General features: G+C 57.8%; 15 protein-coding genes and 1 pseudogene. 14 read left to right on the top strand and 2 right to left on the bottom strand.

Going from position 1 to position 21139, the window contains the following annotated elements; genetic code table 11:
* Nucleotides 1-175: 175 nt before the first annotated feature.
* Together ABVF61_RS18785 and ABVF61_RS18790 are read right to left on the bottom strand one after the other, a co-directional pair.
* Nucleotides 176-1414, bottom strand: a complete 1239-nt coding sequence (locus ABVF61_RS18785) for an L-rhamnose isomerase (RefSeq protein ID WP_353995061.1) — start codon at nt 1412-1414, stop codon at nt 176-178.
* 9 nt (nt 1415-1423) lie between these two features.
* A complete protein-coding gene (locus tag ABVF61_RS18790; RefSeq protein WP_353995062.1) occupies nt 1424-3526 on the bottom strand; it encodes a bifunctional rhamnulose-1-phosphate aldolase/short-chain dehydrogenase in 2103 nt (700 codons plus the stop codon).
* Nucleotides 3527-3710: 184 nt separating this feature from the next.
* On the opposite strand from ABVF61_RS18790, the gene ABVF61_RS18795 reads away from it, so the two are divergent.
* The 14 genes and pseudogenes from ABVF61_RS18795 to ABVF61_RS18865 all read left to right on the top strand — a co-directional run bounded on the left by ABVF61_RS18795 (nt 3711) and on the right by ABVF61_RS18865 (nt 21137).
* Nucleotides 3711-4517: a DeoR/GlpR family DNA-binding transcription regulator gene (locus ABVF61_RS18795; protein WP_353995063.1), complete on the top strand. Its 807-nt coding sequence runs from the start codon at nt 3711-3713 to the stop codon at nt 4515-4517.
* A gap of 52 nt (nt 4518-4569) precedes the next feature.
* The gene (gene rhaS, locus ABVF61_RS18800; protein WP_353995064.1) at nt 4570-5562 is read left to right on the top strand and encodes a rhamnose ABC transporter substrate-binding protein; all 993 of its coding nucleotides are present in this window, start codon (nt 4570-4572) and stop codon (nt 5560-5562) included.
* Nucleotides 5563-5660: 98 nt separating this feature from the next.
* Complete coding sequence (locus ABVF61_RS18805) at nt 5661-7214, top strand: sugar ABC transporter ATP-binding protein (protein WP_353995065.1); 1554 nt, start codon at nt 5661-5663, stop codon at nt 7212-7214.
* Complete coding sequence (locus ABVF61_RS18810) at nt 7211-8194, top strand: ABC transporter permease (protein ID WP_353995066.1); 984 nt, start codon at nt 7211-7213, stop codon at nt 8192-8194. The genes ABVF61_RS18805 and ABVF61_RS18810 overlap by 4 nt, the downstream gene beginning before the upstream one ends.
* Nucleotides 8191-9207 carry an ABC transporter permease gene (locus ABVF61_RS18815; protein WP_353995067.1) on the top strand — a complete coding sequence of 339 codons (1017 nt, stop codon included), beginning with the start codon at nt 8191-8193 and terminating at the stop codon, nt 9205-9207. Before ABVF61_RS18810 ends, ABVF61_RS18815 begins: the two co-directional genes overlap by 4 nt.
* Before the next feature lie 4 nt (nt 9208-9211).
* Nucleotides 9212-9526, top strand: coding sequence for an L-rhamnose mutarotase (gene rhaM / locus ABVF61_RS18820; protein WP_353995068.1), 315 nt, complete (start codon nt 9212-9214; stop codon nt 9524-9526).
* A gap of 3 nt (nt 9527-9529) precedes the next feature.
* Nucleotides 9530-10928, top strand: a pseudogene (locus ABVF61_RS18825) (FGGY-family carbohydrate kinase).
* Between the two features lie 361 nt (nt 10929-11289).
* Complete coding sequence (locus ABVF61_RS18835; protein WP_353995071.1) at nt 11290-13293, top strand: DUF4114 domain-containing protein; 2004 nt, start codon at nt 11290-11292, stop codon at nt 13291-13293.
* 280 nt (nt 13294-13573) lie between these two features.
* On the top strand, nt 13574-15148 hold the full coding sequence (locus ABVF61_RS18840; protein ID WP_353995072.1) for an HlyD family secretion protein: 1575 nt from the start codon (nt 13574-13576) through the stop codon (nt 15146-15148).
* On the top strand, nt 15148-16749 hold the full coding sequence (locus ABVF61_RS18845; protein WP_353995073.1) for a glycosyltransferase: 1602 nt from the start codon (nt 15148-15150) through the stop codon (nt 16747-16749). The genes ABVF61_RS18840 and ABVF61_RS18845 overlap by 1 nt, the downstream gene beginning before the upstream one ends.
* A 176-nt stretch (nt 16750-16925) precedes the next feature.
* Nucleotides 16926-18194: a hypothetical protein gene (locus ABVF61_RS18850; protein ID WP_353995074.1), complete on the top strand. Its 1269-nt coding sequence runs from the start codon at nt 16926-16928 to the stop codon at nt 18192-18194.
* Nucleotides 18187-18402, top strand: a complete 216-nt coding sequence (locus ABVF61_RS18855) for a hypothetical protein (protein ID WP_353995075.1) — start codon at nt 18187-18189, stop codon at nt 18400-18402. Before ABVF61_RS18850 ends, ABVF61_RS18855 begins: the two co-directional genes overlap by 8 nt.
* A complete protein-coding gene (locus ABVF61_RS18860) occupies nt 18399-19625 on the top strand; it encodes an SEL1-like repeat protein (RefSeq protein ID WP_353995076.1) in 1227 nt (408 codons plus the stop codon). Before ABVF61_RS18855 ends, ABVF61_RS18860 begins: the two co-directional genes overlap by 4 nt.
* A gap of 3 nt (nt 19626-19628) precedes the next feature.
* A complete protein-coding gene (locus ABVF61_RS18865) occupies nt 19629-21137 on the top strand; it encodes an MBOAT family O-acyltransferase (protein ID WP_353995077.1) in 1509 nt (502 codons plus the stop codon).
* Nucleotides 21138-21139: the final 2 nt, after the last annotated feature.

The following is a 21139-nucleotide window of genomic DNA, read 5'->3' on the forward strand; positions in this document are numbered from 1 at the left end:
GGTTCAGCGGTGCCATCGGAGCCGAGATAGGCAGCGACGGGTGCCAAGAGAACCTGCAAAAATGCATAAGCCTCATGCAGGGATAGGCAAAATGGTGATTGGTTAGCCAGTCATGCAGCGTTACGAAGGCGCAAAGAGCTTCCATTCAGGATCATTTGCACCTGGGGGTTCAATGCTATCCTCGGACCTCGACACGCCTCTGATAATCGTCAAGCGCACCGATCAACTGTGTGCCGGTCGGGCGGTTGTGGCGTTTGCAGAACTCTTCCCAAACCGCACCAAACGGCAGATCCTTGAGCTCTTCGGTCAGGACAAGGCGCGTCGTGAAGTCGAGCGCTGTTTCGGCTTCTTTCAGGCGGTCAAGCGGCGAGAGCAGGGCCCTTAAGAGGGACTTCTGCATGTTCCGCGTACCGATTACCCAGGCCGCCGTCCGGCTGATCGTGGCGTCGAAGAAATCCAGTCCGATATGGGTTTTCTTCAGAAGGTCTTCGCTGACCAGCGCCTGACCCATTGCGAGGATGTCGTCGTTCAGCAGGATCACATGGTCACTGTCCCATCGCATCGGCCGGGAGACGTGCAGCAGCAGTTCGTCGACGGAAAGCGCCACCGCGCTCAGCTTGTCGGCAATGTTCTCGGTCGGGTGGAAATGGCCCATATCGAGGCAAAGCAGCACGCCCTTGCGGATTGCATAACCAAGATAGAATTCATGACTGCCGACAGTGTAGGCTTCAACTCCGATGCCGAAAAGCTTGCTTTCAACCGCGTCGCGCATGTGCGCCGGGTCGTGACGCTCGGCAAGCATGTCATCAAGCGATGCCTCGAGCCGCGCACGCGGTGCCAACCGATCCACCGGCAAATCCTTCATGCCGTCGGGCACCCAGATGTTGTTTATGGCAGGCGAGCCAAGCTCAGCACCGATTGCAGCTGCAATTTCGCGCGTTCGCCGTCCGTGTTCGATCCAGAAGTCACGAATACCGGCGTCCGGATGGGCGAGTGTGAGGTTGTCGTCGGCCTTTGCGTGGGCAAAAAATGTCGGGTTGAAATCGAGCCCGAGCTCCTGGCTTTTGGCCCAATCGACCCATGCTGCAAAGTGGTGGTATTCGATCGCGTCACGATCCGGGCTTTCGTCCGTATCCATATACATGGCGTGCAGATTGAGACGATGCTTTCCCGGGATCATCGAATAAGCGAACTCTAGGTCCGCGCGCAACTCGTCCGGTGTCCGCGCCCGGCCCGGATGATTGCCGGTCGCCTGGATGCCGCCGCCGGATGACCCTGATTTCTGTTCAAAGCCGACCACGTCGTCACCCTGCCAGCAATGCATCGAGATCGGTATCTCGGCCAGCCGGCGAAGGGCTGCCTCAGTGTCCACGTTCCATTCGGTGAACCGGGATTTCGCAGTTTCATAAGTCATGGCACTACTCTACCGCGTGAAGGCCTGAACGTTGCCGGCATCGACATTGAGGATGTTGCCGGTCGACTTCGCCGAGGCCTCTGACGCGAAAAAGTAGCTCGCCTCGGCAATGTCTTCCGGTAGTACGGAGCGTTTCAGGAGCGAGCGCTGGCGGTAATGCTCCTCCAGTTCCGACGTATCCTTGCCATAGGCTTGCGCGCGTTCCTTGAGCCAGCTTCCGGACCAGATCTTGGAACCGCGCAGCACGGCGTCCGGATTGACGACATTGACGCGGATGCCGTCCGGTGCGCCTTCAAGAGCAAGACAGCGGGCGAGATGCAGCTCCGAAGCCTTGGCCGTGCAATAGGCACTGGCGCCAGGCGAGGCAGCGAGGCCGTTCTTGGAGCCGATAAAGACAATTGATCCACCGATGCCTTGTGTCTTCATTGTTTGAAAGGCCGCGCGCGAGACCAGGAAATAGCCGGTGGATAGGATCGACATGTTGCGGTTCCAGAGGTCCAGAGTTGTCTCTTCGACAGGAGCGGACGAGGCGATGCCCGCATTGGAGAGCAATATGTCGACGCCGCCGAATTCGAGCGCCGCGCGCGCAAAACTGTCGGCAACGGCATCTTCGCTGGTGACATCCATGGTCACTGTGCGGACGACATCGCTGGAGAAGCGGCCGGACAGGTTTTCAGCGACTGCGGCCAAGGCTTCACCGTCAATATCGGCGAGGACGACACAGGCACCTTCGCGCAGGAACCGCTCGGCGGTCGCCGAACCGATGCCGCCGGCACCGCCTGTTACAAGAGCGATCTTGCCGGCAAGGCTTTTGGGTTTCGGCATGCGCTGGAGCTTTGCTTCCTCCAGCAGCCAGTACTCGATGTCGAAAGCCTCCTGCTCCGGCAAACCGCAATAGGTCGAAACGCTTGATGCTCCGCGCATGACGTTGATCGCGTTGGTATAGAACTCGCCGGAAATGCGTGCCGTCGCCTTGTCCTTGGCAAAGGTGATCATGCCGACGCCGGGGACAAGGTAAACCACCGCATTCGGATCGCGCAGGGCAGGGCTGTCGTCGTGCTTGCAACGGGCGTAATAGGCGGCGTAGTCGTCGCGGTATGCCTCGACAGCCACACCAAGGCCGGACAGTGTTTCACTGATAGCCGGGTTCTCGGGGTCAAAGTCGACCACCAGTGGCCGGATCTTGGTGCGCAGGAAATGGTCCGGGCAGCTCGTGCCGAGACGGGCAAGCTGTTCCATGTCCCTGGAGCAGACGAATTCCAGGACAGCGTCGCTATCGTCAAAGTGACCGACCATATGCTGCTTTCCCGAGACCATGCCGCGGATGGCGGGCATCAGCCTCGAGGCAACGGCTCGGCGTTCGGCCGGAGCAATGGCGCGATGCTTTGAACCGCCAAACGCGTCCTTGCCACTTGTTTTGTCCTCAAACCAGGCAATGGCCTTGTTGATGTTTTCGAGCGTGGTTTGGTAACAGGTCCTTGCGTCATCGGCCCAGGTGAAGAGGCCGTGGCTCTCCAACACGACTCCGCGCGCGTCCGGATTTTCCAGACAGAACTTTTCCAGCCACAGGCCGAGTTCGTATCCGGGACGTTTCCAGGGCAACCAGCCGATATCGTCGCCGAAGATCTCGCGCGTGATCGCCTTGCTGTCGCTGGAAGCTGCAATCGCGATGATTGCATCGGGATGCATGTGATCGACGTGTTTTTTCGGCACATAGGCATGCAACGGCGTGTCGATGGAGGCAGCGCGCGGATTGAGGTTGAAGGTGCAATGGGGCAGATAGCCAACCATCTCATCTTCGAAGTCGACGCCGCGATAAAGCCCCTTCAGCGCCCTGAGCTTGTCCATGTAAAGCGTTGCGAAACCGTCCATCTTGATCGTGCCGACATCGCCGCCAGAGCCTTTTACCCAGAGAACTTCGGCCGCCTCTCCGGTGAGCGGGTCTTTCTCAAGGACCTTGGCGGAGGTATTGCCGCCGCCATAATTGGTGATGCGCTTGTCGGAGCCGAGGAGGTTTGAGCGATAGAGCAGCAGTTCGGCCTCGTTCATGCTGGAGGCTTTCTGGTCGTCCCAAAGATCTGCCAGCCGGGACCCGGCCGCGGAATTCAACATCTTTTCCTCCCTTGAACGCCTGACAGCTTGCGCCTCTTTGTCTAGAAATTCGCTTGATCATACCGGAATGTCAATCAAAAACGCGCAAAAACAATCATATTGCACTGCAAAATGATCATTTTTGACATTTTTTGATTGACATTGACTGGTGTAGGTGGAAACGTTCGATTGATGGGAGGACCAGATGCACGAGAAAGAACGTCACAGGATCATTTTGTCCGCAGTTCAGGATCGTCCGGTTGTGACGGTGCAGGAACTGGTGGCGTTGACAGATTCCTCGGAGGCGACAATCCGCAGGGATATTGCACAGCTCCATGTGCAGAAAAAACTGCGGAGGGTTCGTGGCGGAGCAGAGTCCACTCATCCGCCGCAATTCGTGGGTCTGGCCGGTCGCCCGTTTAGCGTAAACGAAACGATCAATATCGCGCAAAAACGCGCAATTGCGCAAAAAGCCGTCGAGCTCTGCGAGGACGGCGACGCGATCATCATCAACGGCGGCACGACGACGTTTCAGATGGTGCATCCGCTGGCGACGAAACGATGCCAGGTTTTCACCAACTCGTTTCCGATCGCGGAGCATCTTCTGAAGAACTCCAAAAACACGATCATGTTGTCCGGCGGTGTGATCTACCGCGAGCAGAACATCATCCTGAGCCCTTTCGACAATGACGTGACCCGGAACTTCTACGCCAAGCGCATGTTCATGGGTGCACAGGGCCTCGGTCCGCTTGGTCTGATGGAAGCCGATCCGCTCTTGATCCAGGCCGAACAGAAGCTGATCGGTCAGGCGGACGAGCTGGTGGTGCTGGTGGATTCGTCAAAGTTCAACGCAAGGTCCAGCCTGATCCTGTGTCCGCTGGAGCGGATCTCGACCGTTATCACCGATGACGGCATTCCGGACAGCGCTGCCAAGATGCTGGAACAGGCAGATATCGAACTGATAGTGGCGCCGGTGAGCGCTGCACAAAGAAAGGCGACCTCGAGCGGGTAGCCGGTTTCTGCCGGACCTGGAGGAGGGGCGGCAGTTTTTTAGGGAGGAAGCAATGAAACTCTGGAAATCACTTCTGGCCGCAACCGCTATTGCCGCCGTGTCCATGACCGGCCCGGCCCAGGCCGAGGACAAGCGCATCGCCCTTGTCGTCAAGGCGCTCGGCATCGGCTTCTTTGAAGCAGCTGCAAAAGGCGCTGAAGAAGCCGCCAAGGAGCTTGGCGATGTCGAGATCATCTATACAGGGCCGACGGATACCACGGCCGAAGGTCAGATCGAGGTGATCAACGCACTGATTGCCCAGAAAGTCGATGCCATCGCAATCTCCGCCAATGATCAGGACGCGCTCGTGCCGGCCCTGAAAAAGGCCATGGACCGCGGTATCACGGTCATCTCCTGGGATTCGGGCGTTGCGGCGGAGGGCCGCCAGTTGCACCTGAACCCGTCGTCCAATCCGCTGATCGGCAACATGATTATCAAACTGGCTGCCGATCATCTGCCGGATGGCGGTGATGTCGCCGTCTTGTCCGCCTCTGCGACCGCAACGAACCAGAACACCTGGATCGAAGAGATGAACAAGGTGAAGGACAACTATCCGGGCATCAACGTAGTGGCGACCGTTTACGGCGACGACCTTGCGGACAAGTCCTACCGCGAAGCGCAGGGTCTGATGCAGACCTATCCGGACCTGAAGGCGATCATCGCTCCGACATCCGTCGGCATTGTTGCCGCTGCGCAGGCTGTCTCCGATGCGGAAAAGGCGGGGGAAATCAATGTGACCGGGCTGGGTCTGCCATCTGAAATGGCCGGACATATTGAATCCGGCGCGTCCAAGTCCTTCGCGATCTGGAACCCGATCGATCTCGGCTACTCCGCCACCATGCTTGCTTACAACCTTGCCACCGGCAAGGCCGAAGCAGCGCCAGGCGCTGAAATCCCGATGGGCCGCATGGGCTCGCTGACGCTCGATGATGGCAATGAAGGCGCGATGGCGGATCCGTTTGTCTATGACAGCTCCAACATCGACGACTTTAAGGACATCTTCTAAGCTGGTCGCAACGACCTTATGGAAACTGTCCGGAACCCGGTGCGTTTGCTCCGGGTTCTTTAAGACGAAGTGTTAACTCCAGGCGCCGGGAAATGGTGATGCTTGCGAACACGCAGGGCATAGCAGACGCGCATCCGCGTTCGGATGCTACGGTCGGTCCCGTTCTTTCCCTTGCGGGCATTTCCAAGTCGTTTCCGGGCGTCAAGGCGCTCGACGATATCTCGCTGGAGCTATTCCCGGGAGAAGTGACCGCCCTCGTTGGTGAGAACGGCGCCGGAAAATCCACCATCGTCAAAATCCTGACCGGGATCTACCAGCCGGATGAAGGCGAGATTTCGATTGCGGGCACGCCGATGACTTTCCCGACGGCACAGGATGCCGGGCGGGCAGGCGTCACCGCAATTCACCAGGAAACCGTCCTCTTTGACGAGCTTTCGGTTGCAGAGAACATTTTCATCGGGCACGCACCGAAAACCCGGCTTGGTCTGATCGACCGCAAGGCCATGGTCGAACAGGCGCGGGAGCTGCTTGAGCGGATCGGGGCCCGGATAGAAGCGACGGTCACGCTCAAGGACCTTGGAATAGCCAACAAACACCTTGTCGCGATCGCAAGAGCGCTCTCCATCGACGCCAGCATCGTCATCATGGATGAGCCGACGGCGTCCCTGTCGCACAAGGAAATCGAAGAGACTTACGAGCTGGTCGAGCGGCTTAAGGCCGAGGGCAAGGCGATCCTGTTCATCAGCCACAAGTTCGACGAGATCTTCCGCATCGCCGACCGCTACACGGTGTTCCGCGACGGTCAGATGGTGGGTGCCGGCAGGATTGCGGAGGTGTCCGAGCCGGAACTGGTCAAGCTGATGGTCGGCCGTTCGGTCGATCAGGTGTTCCCGAAACGAACACCGCAAATCGGCGAGGAAGTCCTGAAAGTGGTCGGCTATTCACATCCAACCGAATTCGAGGACATCGGATTTGAGCTGCGCGCCGGTGAAATACTCGGTTTCTACGGTCTGGTCGGTGCGGGTCGCAGCGAATTCATGCAGGCCCTCTTCGGCGTGACGAAACCCTCCAAAGGCGCGATCCGCATTGACGGTCAGGTTGCCGTCATTCGCGACCCGAACGAAGCGATCCGCCGTGGCATCGTCTATGTGCCGGAAGATCGCGGCAGGCAGGGGGCCATCAAGGGGTTGCCGATCTTCCAGAATGTCTCGCTGCCGTCGCTTAAGGAAACGTCGCGTAACGGTTTCCTCAGACTGGCAGCAGAATTCAAACTCGCACGCGAGTACACACAGCGGCTGGACCTGCGCGCGGCGGCGCTCGATCAGGACATCGGCGAACTCTCGGGTGGCAATCAGCAAAAGGTGGTCATCGCCAAGTGGCTGGCGACGAAGCCCCGGGTCATCATCCTTGATGAGCCCACAAAGGGCATCGATATCGGTTCCAAGGCCGCCGTCCATGAATTCATGGCGGAACTCGCAGCACAAGGCCTGGCCGTGATCATGGTGTCCTCCGAGATACCCGAAATACTCGGCATGTCCCACAGGGCAATCGTCATGCGAGAGGGGCGCATAGCGGCAGAATTCGAGGGGGATGAGCTGACACCGGAAAATCTTGTGCGTGCTGCAGCCGGTATTTCGGAGGTCCGGGTATGACGCCGACTTTCCTGAGATCCCGCGAAGCGATCCTCGGTGCCGCCATTCTTGTTCTTGTCGGCGCAATTGCCTCGCGCTTTCCGGCCTTTGTCGCGCCTGCCAATCTCGCCAACGTCTTCAATGACACGGCACCGCTGATAATCCTGGCGCTCGGCCAGATGGTGGTAATCCTGACTCGATGCATTGATCTGTCGGTGGCTGCCAATCTTGCTCTGACAGGGATGGTGGTGGCGATGCTCAACACCGCAATGCCCGGCTTGCCCGTGCCTGTGATCCTTGTGATCGCGCTCAGCCTTGGCGCTCTGATGGGCCTGTTCAATGGTGTGCTCGTCTGGAAACTCGACATTCCTCCGATCGTGGTAACGCTCGGCACGATGACGATCTATCGCGGGATCATCTTTGTCATTTCAGGCGGCGAGTGGATAAACGCGCACGAAATGAGCGATGCCTTCAAGGCCTTCCCGCGAGAGGTCATTCTCGGCCTGCCGGTTCTCTCCTGGATCGCGATCTTCGTCGTCCTGGGTTTTGTTGTCCTGATCGGCCGTACAGCGCTCGGGCGTGCCTTCTTCGCCGTTGGCGGCAATCCACACGCCGCCGTCTATACCGGCATCAACGTCGGCCTAACCCAGTGCGCGGCCTATGTGATTTCCGGCGCGCTGGCTGGGCTGACCGGTTACCTCTGGGTGGCGCGCTACGCGGTCGCCTATGTCGACATTGCCGGTGGATTTGAGCTGGGAGTCGTCGCGGCCTGTGTCATTGGCGGCATCTCGATAGCCGGCGGTATCGGCTCGGTCGGTGGTGCACTGCTGGGCGCTCTGTTTTTGGGCATCGTCAAGAATGCCTTGCCGGTGGTCAACATCTCGCCGTTCTGGCAGCTCGCCATTTCAGGCTGTGCCATCATCATCGCGGTCGCCTTCAACGCCACGTCCAACCGGACGAAGGGCAGGGTCATCCTGAAAAAAGCGGAACATGCATCATGAGCGTCACCGCAACAGACACGACGGCCCCAAAGCGCCGGATTCCGGATCGGCTGAAATCACCGACGCAACGGTTCCTGGGGAGTTGGGAACTGCTCCTGCTCGGCGTTGCGATTGCCGTTTTCATCCTCAACAGCTTTGCGTCTCCCTACTTTCTCGATCCGTGGAACCTCTCCGACGCAACCTTCAATTTCACCGAAAAGGCGATGATCGCCTTTGCCATGGCGCTGCTCATTATTTCAGGTGAGATCGATCTTTCCGTTGCCTCGATCATTGCGCTTGCCTCTACCGCCATGGGGTTTGCGGTTCAGCTTGGCGCGGATGTACCGGTTCTGGTGCTGGTGGGTCTCAGTGTCGGGCTGGCCTGTGGAGCGTTCAACGGCATGCTGGTCACCGGCCTTGGCCTGCCGTCCATCGTGGTGACCATCGGCACGATGAGCCTGTTTCGCGGCATTTCCTACATCGTTCTCGGCGACAAGGCGTATACCGGCTATCCGTCCGGCTTCGCCTTTTTCGGACAGGGCTATGTCTGGTGGGTGATCTCGTTTGAGTTCGTACTGTTCGCGCTGTTCGCGGTTATCTTCGCGATTATTCTCCACAAGACCAACTTCGGCCGGGTCGTCTATGTCGTCGGCAACAACCCGCTCGGCGCGCTCTTTTCCGGCATCCGCGTGACGCGGGTGAAATTCATTCTGTTTCTCCTGACCGGCCTGATGTCCGGTGTTGCCGCCATTTGCCTGACTTCGCGGCTTGGCGCGACCCGGCCCTCGATTGCCTTTGGCTGGGAGCTGGAGGTCGTCACAATGGTCGTTCTTGGCGGTGTCAGCATCCTAGGCGGCTCGGGCTCCATCCCGGGTGTCGTGATCGCCGCCTTTGTGATGGGGATGGTGACGTTCGGCTTCGGGCTTTTAAATGTGCCCGGCATTGTCATGTCGATCTTCATCGGCCTGCTGCTGATCGGGGTCATCGCGCTGCCGCGCCTCGCGCGCCAGGTTCTTGCTAAGCGAAAGGCCTGACAGGATGGAGAAATTCGCCTTCAAGATGCAGCTTAACCCTGGTATGGAAGCCGAATACAAAAAGCGTCATGATGAGATCTGGCCCGAACTGGTCGCGCTCCTGAAAGACGCCGGCATTAAGGATTATTCGATCCATCTCGACCGGGAAACCAACACCCTGTTTGGTGTGCTCTGGCGCGATAGCGATCACAAGATGGACGAGTTACCTGCCCATCCGGTGATGCAGAAATGGTGGGCCTACATGGCCGACATCATGGCCTCTGAACCTGACAACAAGCCTGTGGTCACGGAACTTGAAACCGTCTTTCACCTGGACTGAGAGATGACGAGGCAAATCCGTCATGTCGGTGTGATCGATATCGGCAAGACCAATCTCAAGGTCGCAGTCGTCGATCTGGCGTGCGAAACGGAAATTGGCGTCGTGACCCGGCCCAACCGCGTCTTGCCTGGCCCGCCTTACCCGTATTTCGATCTCGCTGGTCACTGGGATTTTGTCTGCGATGCACTTCGCGCGTTGAACGAAGAGCACGGCATCGAAGCGCTGTCGGTGACGACCCACGGCGCGAGCGTCGTTTTGCTCAATCGGGACGGTGATCTCGCCGCGCCGATGCTCGACTATGAATTTGACGGACCTGACACTCTTGCAGCTGAATACGATCTAATCCGGCCAGACTTTGATGAGACTGGCTCACCACGCCTTTCCATGGGGCTCAATCTCGGGGCGCAGCTTCATTGGCAGCTGAAGTCTGATCCGGACCTTCTTGACCGGATCGCGACCGTCCTGACCTATCCGCAATACTGGACCTACAGGCTCACCGGCGTTCTTGCCAACGAGGTCACTTCGCTCGGATGTCACACCGACCTTTGGTCCCCGGCGGGAAACCGGTACTCCTCGCTGGTGACGAATCTCGGCCTGACAGAGAAGATGGCGCCCGTCAAAAAGGCTGGCGATCAAGTCGGTAAGCTTCTGCCTCAGGTCGCCGAATGTACCGGACTTGCGGAAAATACGCCTGCTATCTGCGGAATTCACGATTCCAACGCATCGCTTTACCCCCACCTTCTCAGAAGAAACCCGCCTTTCTCCGTGGTCTCCACCGGCACCTGGGTTATCGCGCTGGCGGTCGGCGGAGACGATGTCGTTCCAGACCCGCAGCGCGACACGCTCATCAATGTGAACGCCTTCGGTGACCCTGTTCCATCGGCGCGTTTCATGGGGGGGGCGCGAATTCGATCTGGTTATGAAGGGTAGAAACGCTGTTCAAGACCAAGCCGGCACCACACGTGTTCTGCGTGACCGGATCATGCTGTTTCCTGCTGTTGAGCCTCGCTCCGGGCCTTTTCAGGGACAATTGGCCCGGTGGAGCGTAGCTGAGGAGGACCTGACCGTCGGGGAGAGATATGCAGCAGTTTCATTTTACCTGGCGATGATGACGTCGGAATGTCTGCTGATGACAGGTGCCCGGGGCCCGGTCATTGTCGAAGGGCCGTTCGCAAAAAACGCGCTTTATCTGAAGATGCTGGAAGCCGCCACACAAAGGTCGGTACATACACCTGAAGGGATCGCGACCGGCACAAGCATCGGCGCTGCGCTGCTCCTTGATGAGCACAACGTTTCAACGGGGCAAACGACAGTCGCTGAAGAAACAAGCATCGACACAAAGCCCGAACTCCGGTCTTACGCCGGTTCGTGGCGCGACACCGTGCGCACGGTTTCAAGGTGAGGGCGTTTCGATTGGTTTAATGAAGGTCCGCTAAATCAATGTTCGGTTTGGGTTGGCAACCGTCTATTGCCCGGACTCTGTTCTGGCCATTTAGGGACCACGGAAAACCTCGATCAGCTGGTACTCTTGATCGTCTGCACCAGTGAAAGATCGAGATCGCATATCCGAAACGCCCCATTGCAAAATCGGAAACTTCCGTTGCTTTCTTGGAAAGGAAGGTGGCCGGCAGCGAATTGTTGATTTTCAAAGCATTGAAAAATATGAGTTTTTGGAAGTCGCTCCATTTTTTGGTTAATGGCCCGTTAGCTGCACCTCCTGGCTGATTCGCGCATAGGCGCATCAGCTAAAGGAGTGCAATGCAATGGCTAGCTTACCCGCAACCCGTCCCGTGATCGGGACGAACGAAAATGATGTTCTCAACGGTTCGAGACACTCCGACGTTATGTCGGGCCGTTTCGGCGACGACCTGTTGACCGGTCAGAATGGCAATGACGAAATCTGGGGCGGAACAGGTGACGACACGCTCTACGGCAACAACGGCAACGACATATTATATGGGTCCGGCGGTCCGAGCCTGGTTCAGGTGACGTCCGTTGAAATCACAGATGACTACCCGGTTTCGGTGGTATTTGAAGGTGAAACCGCCGGCTACAGAAACACATTCGGCTACTACAAGATCGCCGATGACGGCACCATCACCGATGTTGAGTTTATCTGGCCGAACGCATCGTTGCAGGGCAGCGGTGGCGATCTTATCCAGGGACAGTCCCGTGAATTCCTCGATGTGAGTGCCGGTGACAGGATCGCCTTTTTCATCGTGTCGAACGGTTACGGCCGCAACGGCGGTTACTCGAACCTGGATCTGGAAAACGGAACGCTGCAGTTCCTCGATGCCAATGGCGATATCGCGACGCTGAACAGCGACAGTCCGCGTCTCTATCACATCGCGCCGGACCAGACCCAGACATTGATCCAATACGATGCCTATCACACCTCCGCATACGGAGACACGTTGAACCTCAATCCAGACAACATCCTGCACACGACAGGCGTTTTGAAAACGGATGCAGGAACGCTGACGCTGGGGTTTGAGGACCTGTTCAACGGCGGGGATCGCGACTTTGACGACAGTGTCTTCACCGTCGATATCGGTCTTGCCAACGCGCTGGTTCTGAACGCGCATTATGCGTCGGAAGAAGGTGGTAGTGATCCTGACGGCGGGAGCGGCGAGAACACCCCGGTGATCGAACGCTCCGACAATGACTACCTTCACGGAGGTGCCGGTGCCGACGAACTACATGGCCGCTCAGGCGATGACTGGCTCTACGGCAACAACGGCAATGACGATCTGCACGGCGGGAGCGGTGACGATCAGTTGTTCGGAAATGCCGGTGAAGACCGGCTTTACGGCAACTCCGGAAACGATTCCCTTTACGGAGGCAACCAGAATGATGAGCTGAACGGTAACAGTGGCGATGACGCGCTTTACGGCGAAGCCGGCGAGGACACGCTCAATGGTGGCACCGGCAACGACACGCTGGACGGCGGAAACGAGAATGACACGCTCAACGGCGGTTCCGGCAACGACACCATGCTGGGCGGCTATGGCAACGACACGATGAATGGCGGTACCGGCGACGACACAATGGATGGCGGCAATGGCGTCGACACGCTCATCGGTGGCTCCGGCAACGACATCATGCAGGGCGGTTACGGCGAAGACGTCCTGAAGGGCGGGGCCGGCAACGACGAACTGCGTGGTGGTCACAACAACGACAAGCTCTATGGCGGTCATGATGACGATACGTTCTACGGCGACGCCGGGAACGACTACATGCATGGCGGCCGGGGCAACGACACGGTTGACTACACGGCCTTTGACGTTGATCTGTCGATCCTGCTTCACAACAAGAAAGCGCACGGCCTGGAAATCGGCACGGACACGCTTCATTTCATCGACAACATCAAGTCGGGCTCTGGAAACGACATCCTGAAAGGTACGTCTGGTGACAACGTCATCGATGGCGGGGCAGGGGACGATTCGATCCGGAGCCTCGGTGGCAGCGACACGCTGACTGGTGGTGCCGGGGTCGATACGTTCATTTTCCGGAGCTACGACCTGAACGGTCTGGATGTCATAACCGACTTTGTGATTGGAACCGACTTGCTGGATTTCAGTCATCTTGCCGGGAGCGATGATGATCAGACGTTCCTGTCCAGACTTGAGGCGTCCGTGGCAGACGGCAACACTCAGCTTTCCGTCGATCTGACGGGCAACGGCACTTATGAAAGCATCTGCAGTCTCACCGGGATCGCGGATCAGACACTCCAGTCGCTTTACGAAAGTGACTGTTTCGTCTTCTGAGAATAAGAACCGGGCCGCACCTGAAATGCGGCCCGTTTTCCTGGGTCTCAGACACGAAGATCTTTGCAAAATCGAAAACGCCTAAGTGCTCCGACGGTTCGGAGCACTTTGCATTTTGCAAAGCCGTAGGTCAGAGATCGCGTCTGAAATTAAATAAATCTATTTATTTTCAATATCTTGAAGTTTTTTCTCTGAGCTCGGCGCTTCTGTTTTTTCGCGCTGCCGAGTTGGCACCGGCGTTGCAAAGCCTTGGCGTCAACGCAACAGCAGGAAGCGCAACTTGGAAATCATTCACGAAAGACCCAGCCAAAGGCTGCACTACAGGGTAACGGCGTCCATGCGCGTTGCCATGGGAGAGCAGTCTTTCGACGCTGTCGACTGGGGTCTTGGCGGCTGCCGGATCTCGGGTGTCTTTCGTGAACTTCCGGAAGTGGGTGCCAGTCGGAAGCTCCTTTGCACGCTTCCCTTCCAGGGGTTCAATATAACGCTTCAAGCTGAAGCGGAAGTGGTTCGTCTCGACGCGGAAAAAGGCGAGGTCGCTTTCAGCTTCGTTCAACTTGGCGAACGCGAAACCGCCCTGATGCAGCACTTCGTGGAAGATCTCGTTCGCGGCAAGATGACCGATGTCGCCGACACGATCGTGCGGATCGATACACCCGTCACTCCTGTTCCGACAAAGCCTGACCCGAACCCGACCGAAGCGATGCCGGTGCGCCGGTGGCCGATCAAACAGATCGTCATGACGCTTTTCTATCTTGTGCTGGGTGCAGCCGTCTTTGGTTATGTCGGCGTCTATGTCTTCGCAACACTCTTCCGCCTGGAAGTCGAAACGGCAGTCGTATCGGCTGAACGCTCCACGCTGACTGCGCCCTTTGCAGGCCGCGTGACCAGGTTGACACAACGCGCAGGCGACCTGGTAACTGCCGGCAGTCTGATGGCGATCATGGAAAACACCGACCGGGAAGACGCCCTGCGCCGTGCAAGGGCGCAACTTGCGTCAACCCGCGCCGAACTGGCCGAAAGGCAGGCACTGGTCGAAGAGGAGAAAAGGCGGGCAGAAGGCTATGCGCTTGTTGCAAAAAACAATGTCCGGCAAGCAGAGTCCCAGCTTGAGGGGCTTGAACTTGCAAAGGAAAACGCGCGGCTCAAGCTCGAGCGTGTGCGTGTGTTGGCGGACAAGGGCCTCATACTCGCAGATGAGGTCGAAACAGCAGAACTTTCCCTCAAATCCGTGGTTTCCGATCTGGCTCGCAAGCAGATCCACATTCAGGAACTGAAGCAGCTCATCGATGGTGGCGACAGCATTCGCCTGTTCACAGGCAACGCGTTTGCCGGACGGCTCGCGGAAATGGAAGCACGGGTCGCCCGGCTCAAGACGGAAGAGGACCATCAGCAGCAGCTGGTTGTAGAGCTCGCCGCAAAAGAGACCGAACAGGGTGTCCATGCACCGACCGACGGTCGCTTGGTGTCGCTCCAGATTACCGAGGGAAATGCGATCAAGCAGGGCGCACCGATGCTGGTTCTTGAGGAAACCGGTGCCGAGGAAATCAAGGCATTCCTGACCCAGGAAGAAGTGCTTCAGGTGCGCAGGGGCAGCATGGCTTCCCTGTTCGTGCCGACCGAAAACCGCTGGATGTCGGCAGAAGTAACGGAAATCGACAGGACGGCTGGTTTTGTCGACGAAGTGACGGAAACGCACCGGTTCCGGTCTCCCGACGGCCGTTCCGCACTGGTCAAGCTGCGGCCGGTTGCCGAAGAAATGCCCTCCAGCGGCACGCCTGTTACGGTCTATTTCGAACGCCACCGGAACAATCTGGTGTTCAGGACGCTGCAGCAACTGACCGGGGGCGTGTGATGGATCAGGACAGGCCGACACTCCCCTATAAGGTGGACGAGATCATGCACCAGCCGAAGGGCTGGGCGAAATGGACTCCTTGGGCGCTGTTTCAGATCATGCTGTATTTCGGTTGCTGTTTCATCGGGCTCACGATCTTCGAAAATGTGTTCTTCAGCCCGTCCACGAAAGAAATCACCTTCGTCATCGGCATCCTGGGCATCTGGCGCTACGGCTGGTGGTTCACGCATGCGGTCCGCGCGTGGATCTATGGCAAGTTCGTTTATCCATCGATGCGCGACGCTGGTAAGAAAGTCTGGGACGATGGCTGGCGTCCCCGGCACCTTCATTTCATGATGACGACGTACAAGGAACACCGGGACATCACCGAAAAGGTGGTGCGTTCGATCTGCCGCGAAATCAGGGACGCTGGCGTTCCCGGCACGATCTGGCTGGGATCCGGTGACCGGTACGACGAAGAGCTGATTTCCAACCTTCTTGTTCGCGAATGGTCTGACCTGGATATCACCCTTCACGTGGTGCGGCAGAACCAACCGGGCAAACGGCTCGCGATCGGCCTGGTCTTGCGGGCCATGAGCCGCGGCAATGTTGAGGATGACGACCTCATTATCTTCATGGATGGCGACTTCATTCTCGCTCCGAATGCGGTCGGTGCCTGCCTGCCGCTCTTCAAGCTTTATCCCGACCTTCAGGCTTGCACGACGGACGAGGAAGTCCTGTGCATAGGGCCGCGTTGGATCGCAAACTGGCTGACCATGCGCTTTGCACAGCGCCGGCTTGCCATGCAGTCGCATTCTCTGTCCGGCAGGGTCCTGACACTGACCGGCCGCATGTCGGTGTTCCGCGCGAACCATCTGGTGAAATTGAAGTTTATCCGCCTGCTTGAGGCTGATCACCTGGAACACTGGCTCTGGGGCAAGTTCCGGTTCCTGTCCGGTGACGACAAGAGCACCTGGTACTACATGCTGCAATCTGGCTGCCGGATGCTCTACGTTCCCGATGCCATGGGCTACACGGTCGAGGTGATCGAAGGATCGGGCATGGACCGGATGGTGCAGAATTTCCGCCGCTGGTCCGGCAACATGCTTCGTAATGGCACCAGGGCGCTCGCGCTCGGTCCGCACCGTATGCCGTTTTTTATCTGGTGGTGCCTGCTGGATCAGAGAATATCCATGTGGACCATGCTGGTGAGCCCGGTTCTGGCGGTATGTACCTCGGTTCTTTATGACCCGTTCTATATATTCGGATATGTGGTCTTTATCTGCATCACGCGAATGCTGCTGTCGCTGTTTCTGTTTCAGTATGCGCGCAAGGTCGACCTCAGCTATCCCTTCATTCTCTACTTCAACCAGCTCATCAACGCGTCGGTGAAGGTCTATTGTATCTTCCGCTTGTCCAAGCAGCGCTGGTCAAACCGGGGCGATCAGCGCGCAGGGGAAGGTGACGGGTTGATCGCCACCTTGCAGAACTGGATGGCAAGCTATCTGACGCTGCTATACGTGACGATACTGTTCCTGGGTGTGTGCCTGATGGCGGGCCTGATAGAGCCCCCCAGTGGCCGGATGATTACTTATCTTCTGGGATTGACCGCCTCCGCCTGAGCATTTGTCCGGCTTCCCATTTTGCAAACTCGTTCTTTTCAATATCGAATACGATCCGGTTTCGCAAAATCGAAATATAGATCTAAGTGAATGTATTTATTGTATTTTTGTGAAAATTAGTGGTGTGGCCCGGTTCTTGTTTCTGTTGTTCCAGAAACAATTTCAGGGGCCATGCCATGAGACTGATCTCGAAACTTTATGCCACTGCGATGGCGGTTACGGCGATTGCCGCACTTGCACCGGTTGCCTTCAACTTTGTTGTCGACGCCTTCGATCATAACCGTATCGTCGATCTTGACCTCGACAAGAAAGAGGTCAGCGTCAAGGCCCATTACCCCCTCTACAAAATGATCGAGTATCCGCGCATCAAGGCACCGACGGTGATCCTTGGCGACAGCCGTGCCCGCGCGCTGCAGGACAGGTACTGGCAGGAACTTGGCCGCGACGATGTCTATAACTTTGCCTATGGCGGCGCGACGGTCTACGAGATCTACGACACGTTCAAATATCTTCAGGCGAGCGCCGAACTTGAAACACTGATCGTAAGCCTTCCCCTGCGCAGCATGGATGCGCGCTTCAAGGGGGGCATGAACAGGGTTCCCGAAGCGATCGCGCTCGCGGACAACCCATTTGCCTATTACACCAACTGGTTTGTGACGAAGACCGGTTGGCGCTTGCTGCAGGACCGCTATCCTGCACTGGTGGCGAGCCTTGAAGGTTTCTCCCTGTCGCCAGTGCAAAAGGCCCATGCGGCAGACTTTACAGCGGTCAGAAGCCTCTCTGTCGAAACGCTGCTTGACCCATCTTTGTGTGACGAGTGCGCACTGAGCACATCGGTGGCGGCCTTGAGACTGCCTGCCGTCTATCACGGCCACGGGTTCGGTCTTGGACGCTGGGCGGGCTATTGGCCTGAAATCACGATCGACCGAGACCTGCCGCAGCTCTTTGCCAAGCAGGTCGGAACCAATGGCGCGGCTGACTGGCGCCGGTTCAAGCAGTCGGAAGACCTTTGGGCCATGATCGAGGAGATCGCGTCCTGGTCTGCTGAAAACGATGTGGAACTCATATTCCTGATCCCGCCGACCATTTCCGAGATGCAGCGCCGGATCTCTGATTTCGGCCTGACGGCGGCAAATCACAAGTTCAGAGAACGTCTTTCAACCCTGGCACCTGTCGTTGATCTGGACTTCGACACGCCTTTCGCGCGCGATCTTGAGAACTTCACCGATGCCTATCACTTCGGCTCGGATCCCGCGCGGCGGATCGTCGGCGAATTGCTGATGCTGATCGATCGCGATCCGGAGCACGTTGCCAAGGCAGTTCAGCGCCGGAAAGACCTGGTTTGTCCTGTAACCCCGGCCGAAACCGCGAAGTCCCACAAGGAAGGCACGTTGCAGCTGCTGGAAGGTGTGTCCTGCAGGATCTGGAGGCAGACCGATGGCTAAGCCGTTCTTTCCGTTCGAGGAAACCATCATTGGCGCAACCGGATTGATTATCGGCGCCATCGCTGCGGCAGGGGTCCAGGAGACGCGGAACCGCGCCCTCGAGAAACCTGCAGAGCTTGAATGCTCCTGCAATGAAAATCGTCAGCGTCTGAACAATTTTGACTCTGGCCGCCTGGATGCGGAATTCACCCTGGAGGTGCTGTTATGACCCGGACAAACAAGAAATCGCTGCTTTGGAAAGGCTTTCTTCTCGGTGCCGTATTCAGTGTGGCCGGAGCTGTTGCCCTGTCCTCTGAAACGACACCGGCAAAGCTCAAGTCTGAGCGGATCGATCCGACGATCGAGGAAATGATCAAGCAGGCCAGGGGCCTCCAGAAAGTCGGACGCTGGGAAGCTGCCGCCGACATCCTGACGCAACTCGCCAGCGACGGACATCCGGTTGCCCTTTTCCACCTGGGAAGAGCTTACAAGAACGGTTGGGGCGTCGACGCGGACCTCGAAAAGTCCCGCCTGATCTTCATGGAGGCCGCACGTTACTCGTTCGCTTTTCGCGGTGAAACAGCCTACGAACTTGGCCGTCTTTTCCAAAGGTCGTCCGGCGACAAGTGCGCCGAAATCGCGCTTCAGTGGTTCATGAAGGCGCTCGCCTGGGACTATCCGAAAGCTCATGTACAACTTGCCAAGCACTACGAGCGGGGCATCGGCACGGAACGTGATCTCGATGCCGCCTTTCACCATTATGAGCAGGCCGCCATCGCGGGTTACCCGTCGTCGACCATCAACTATGCCCGGATCTTGCTGACGGGGCGCTACGGCGTCACGCCAGATCCGGAGCGCGCCAGGTTCTGGGCGCAGCGCGCGATAGCCGGTCTTGAACAAAAAGCCCGGGACGGATCGGCGAGTTCAGCGAAAACCCTCGGACGGATCTACCGTGACGGCGAGTTCGTGGCCACGGATCAAGGGCTTGCACGGGACTGGTTCCTGCGCTCGGCAAACCTTGGCGACGCCGGAGCGATGCACGATCTGGCGCAAATGCTGATTGCCGCTTCCTCCAACAACGCAAATGCGGAAGAAGCCTTGAAATGGCTGCGGATCGCAGCGACCGCCGAACATGGCGGAGCGCTGACGGCCCTCGCGCGCCTGCACCTCAAGGAAAAATACGGCCTCGAACCTGAAAGCGCCGTTGAACTGCTCGAGCGCGGCGTGACCGTCGGCCATCCCGGCGCGATGGAGGAGCTCGGACGCCTGTTCGCGAATGGCACCTACGTGCCGCAAGACCGCTCAAAAGCCGTTGAGCTTGCCCGCAAGGGCGCTGACCGCGGTCACCAGGGCAGCACAAGCCTGTTGCAGGAGCTGCTGCAGGAAGATGAGGCAAACCTCACCGTAATCGAAAAATCCACGTCGCACGTTTCGTCCAAGAAGGAGGGCTGAGTCATGGTCTTCAGTTCACTGGAATTCATCTACCTGTTCATGCCCCCGGTTTTGCTGGGTTACCTGATCCTGCGCCACTACGGCTGGGAAAACGGCATCATCTGGTGGCTCATCATTGCCTCGCTCGCCTTCTACGGCTGGTGGACCCCGATCTATCTGCCTTTGCTGCTCGGATCGGTCGTCATCAACTACGGCTTCCACCGTGTCCTGCGGGCCGTCAGGGACAGGTTCATCCTGATCTGCGGCATCGTCTTCAATCTCGGACTGATCGCGGTTTTCAAATATGCCGACTTCTTTATCGGCAACGCGAACCTGATCGCCGGTGCGGATATCCCGCTGCTGCATCTTGTTCTGCCGCTGGCGATCTCCTTCTTCACGTTCCAGCAGATCTCGTTTCTCGTCGACACCTATAAAGGTGATGTCACCGAATGCGATTTCCCGCGCTACATGCTGTTCGTTGTCTTCTTTCCGCAGCTGATCGCAGGACCGATCGTGATGCAGAAGGAAACCATTCCGCAGTTCAAGCTGCCGGTCTTCAAGAACAAGCTCGTCCTCAACCTGGCCGTCGGCAGCACCCTGTTTGCCATTGGCCTTTTCAAGAAGATCGTGCTGGCGGACGGCATTGCGCCTTACGCGAACTCCGTTTTCAACCTTGCGGAAACCACATCCGGCGTGCCGTTCGAAGCGGCCTGGATCGGTGCACTTGCCTATACGTTCCAGCTCTATTTCGACTTTTCCGGTTACTGCGACATGGCCCTCGGCCTTGCGCGCATGTTCGGAATTCGCCTGCCCGTGAATTTCAATTCACCTTACAAAGCAACCAGCATCTCCGACTTCTGGCGCCGCTGGCACATCACGCTGTCGCATTTCCTGCGGGACTACCTCTACATTCCGCTTGGCGGCAATCGGAGTGGCCCTGTGCGGCGCTACGGCAACCTGATGATCACGATGCTGCTCGGCGGTTTGTGGCACGGTGCCAGCTGGACCTTTGTATTTTGGGGCGGCCTTCACGGCGCTTACCTTGCGATCAACCATGGCTGGTCCGCCCTGGTGAGTGCCGGTTACATCCCGTCACTTCTGCCGAAGTCCGTTGGCAAAGTTCTGAGCCGTGGCATAACGCTGGTGGCGGTCGTGGTGGCCTGGGTCTATTTCCGTGCGGAGAGCTTCGACGGCGCCAACAACATCCTGGCCGGAATGACGGGTCTTTCGACGGTCTATGAGCCAAAGCTGTGGGACACCATGGTCACCAGCACTGCGCCGGTCTGGGCAGCGATGATCTGCCTTGCGGCCATTGTCTTCCTGCTGCCGAACTCGATCGAATTCACGGAAAACTACAATCCGATCCTCGGTCTCAGGAAGTTCGTGGCTCAAAGAAAATCGGAAGGGTTCCTGCCCGTGCGCTGGAAGCCGAGTGCCGGTTGGGCCGCAGCTGTTTCGGTGCTCTTTGCGGTTGCTCTCATCCAGACCTACCGCCTGGCCGAGATGACCGAGTTCATCTACTTCAACTTTTAGAA

The organism is Roseibium sp. HPY-6 (assembly GCF_040530035.1).
Taxonomy (GTDB): Bacteria; Pseudomonadota; Alphaproteobacteria; order Rhizobiales; family Stappiaceae; genus Roseibium.

Excerpts from the sequence above, each read along its gene's own strand:
- ABVF61_RS18785 (WP_353995061.1), bottom strand. The coding sequence starts at position 1,414 with ATGACTTATGAAACTGCGAAATCCCGGTTCACCGAATGGAACGTGGAC.
- ABVF61_RS18790 (WP_353995062.1), bottom strand. The coding sequence starts at position 3,526 with ATGTTGAATTCCGCGGCCGGGTCCCGGCTGGCAGATCTTTGGGACGAC.
- ABVF61_RS18795 (WP_353995063.1), top strand. The coding sequence starts at position 3,711 with ATGCACGAGAAAGAACGTCACAGGATCATTTTGTCCGCAGTTCAGGAT.
- rhaS (WP_353995064.1), top strand. The coding sequence starts at position 4,570 with ATGAAACTCTGGAAATCACTTCTGGCCGCAACCGCTATTGCCGCCGTG.
- ABVF61_RS18805 (WP_353995065.1), top strand. The coding sequence starts at position 5,661 with ATGCTTGCGAACACGCAGGGCATAGCAGACGCGCATCCGCGTTCGGAT.
- ABVF61_RS18810 (WP_353995066.1), top strand. The coding sequence starts at position 7,211 with ATGACGCCGACTTTCCTGAGATCCCGCGAAGCGATCCTCGGTGCCGCC.
- ABVF61_RS18815 (WP_353995067.1), top strand. The coding sequence starts at position 8,191 with ATGAGCGTCACCGCAACAGACACGACGGCCCCAAAGCGCCGGATTCCG.
- rhaM (WP_353995068.1), top strand. The coding sequence starts at position 9,212 with ATGGAGAAATTCGCCTTCAAGATGCAGCTTAACCCTGGTATGGAAGCC.
- ABVF61_RS18835 (WP_353995071.1), top strand. The coding sequence starts at position 11,290 with ATGGCTAGCTTACCCGCAACCCGTCCCGTGATCGGGACGAACGAAAAT.
- ABVF61_RS18845 (WP_353995073.1), top strand. The coding sequence starts at position 15,148 with ATGGATCAGGACAGGCCGACACTCCCCTATAAGGTGGACGAGATCATG.
- ABVF61_RS18850 (WP_353995074.1), top strand. The coding sequence starts at position 16,926 with ATGAGACTGATCTCGAAACTTTATGCCACTGCGATGGCGGTTACGGCG.
- ABVF61_RS18855 (WP_353995075.1), top strand. The coding sequence starts at position 18,187 with ATGGCTAAGCCGTTCTTTCCGTTCGAGGAAACCATCATTGGCGCAACC.
- ABVF61_RS18860 (WP_353995076.1), top strand. The coding sequence starts at position 18,399 with ATGACCCGGACAAACAAGAAATCGCTGCTTTGGAAAGGCTTTCTTCTC.
- ABVF61_RS18865 (WP_353995077.1), top strand. The coding sequence starts at position 19,629 with ATGGTCTTCAGTTCACTGGAATTCATCTACCTGTTCATGCCCCCGGTT.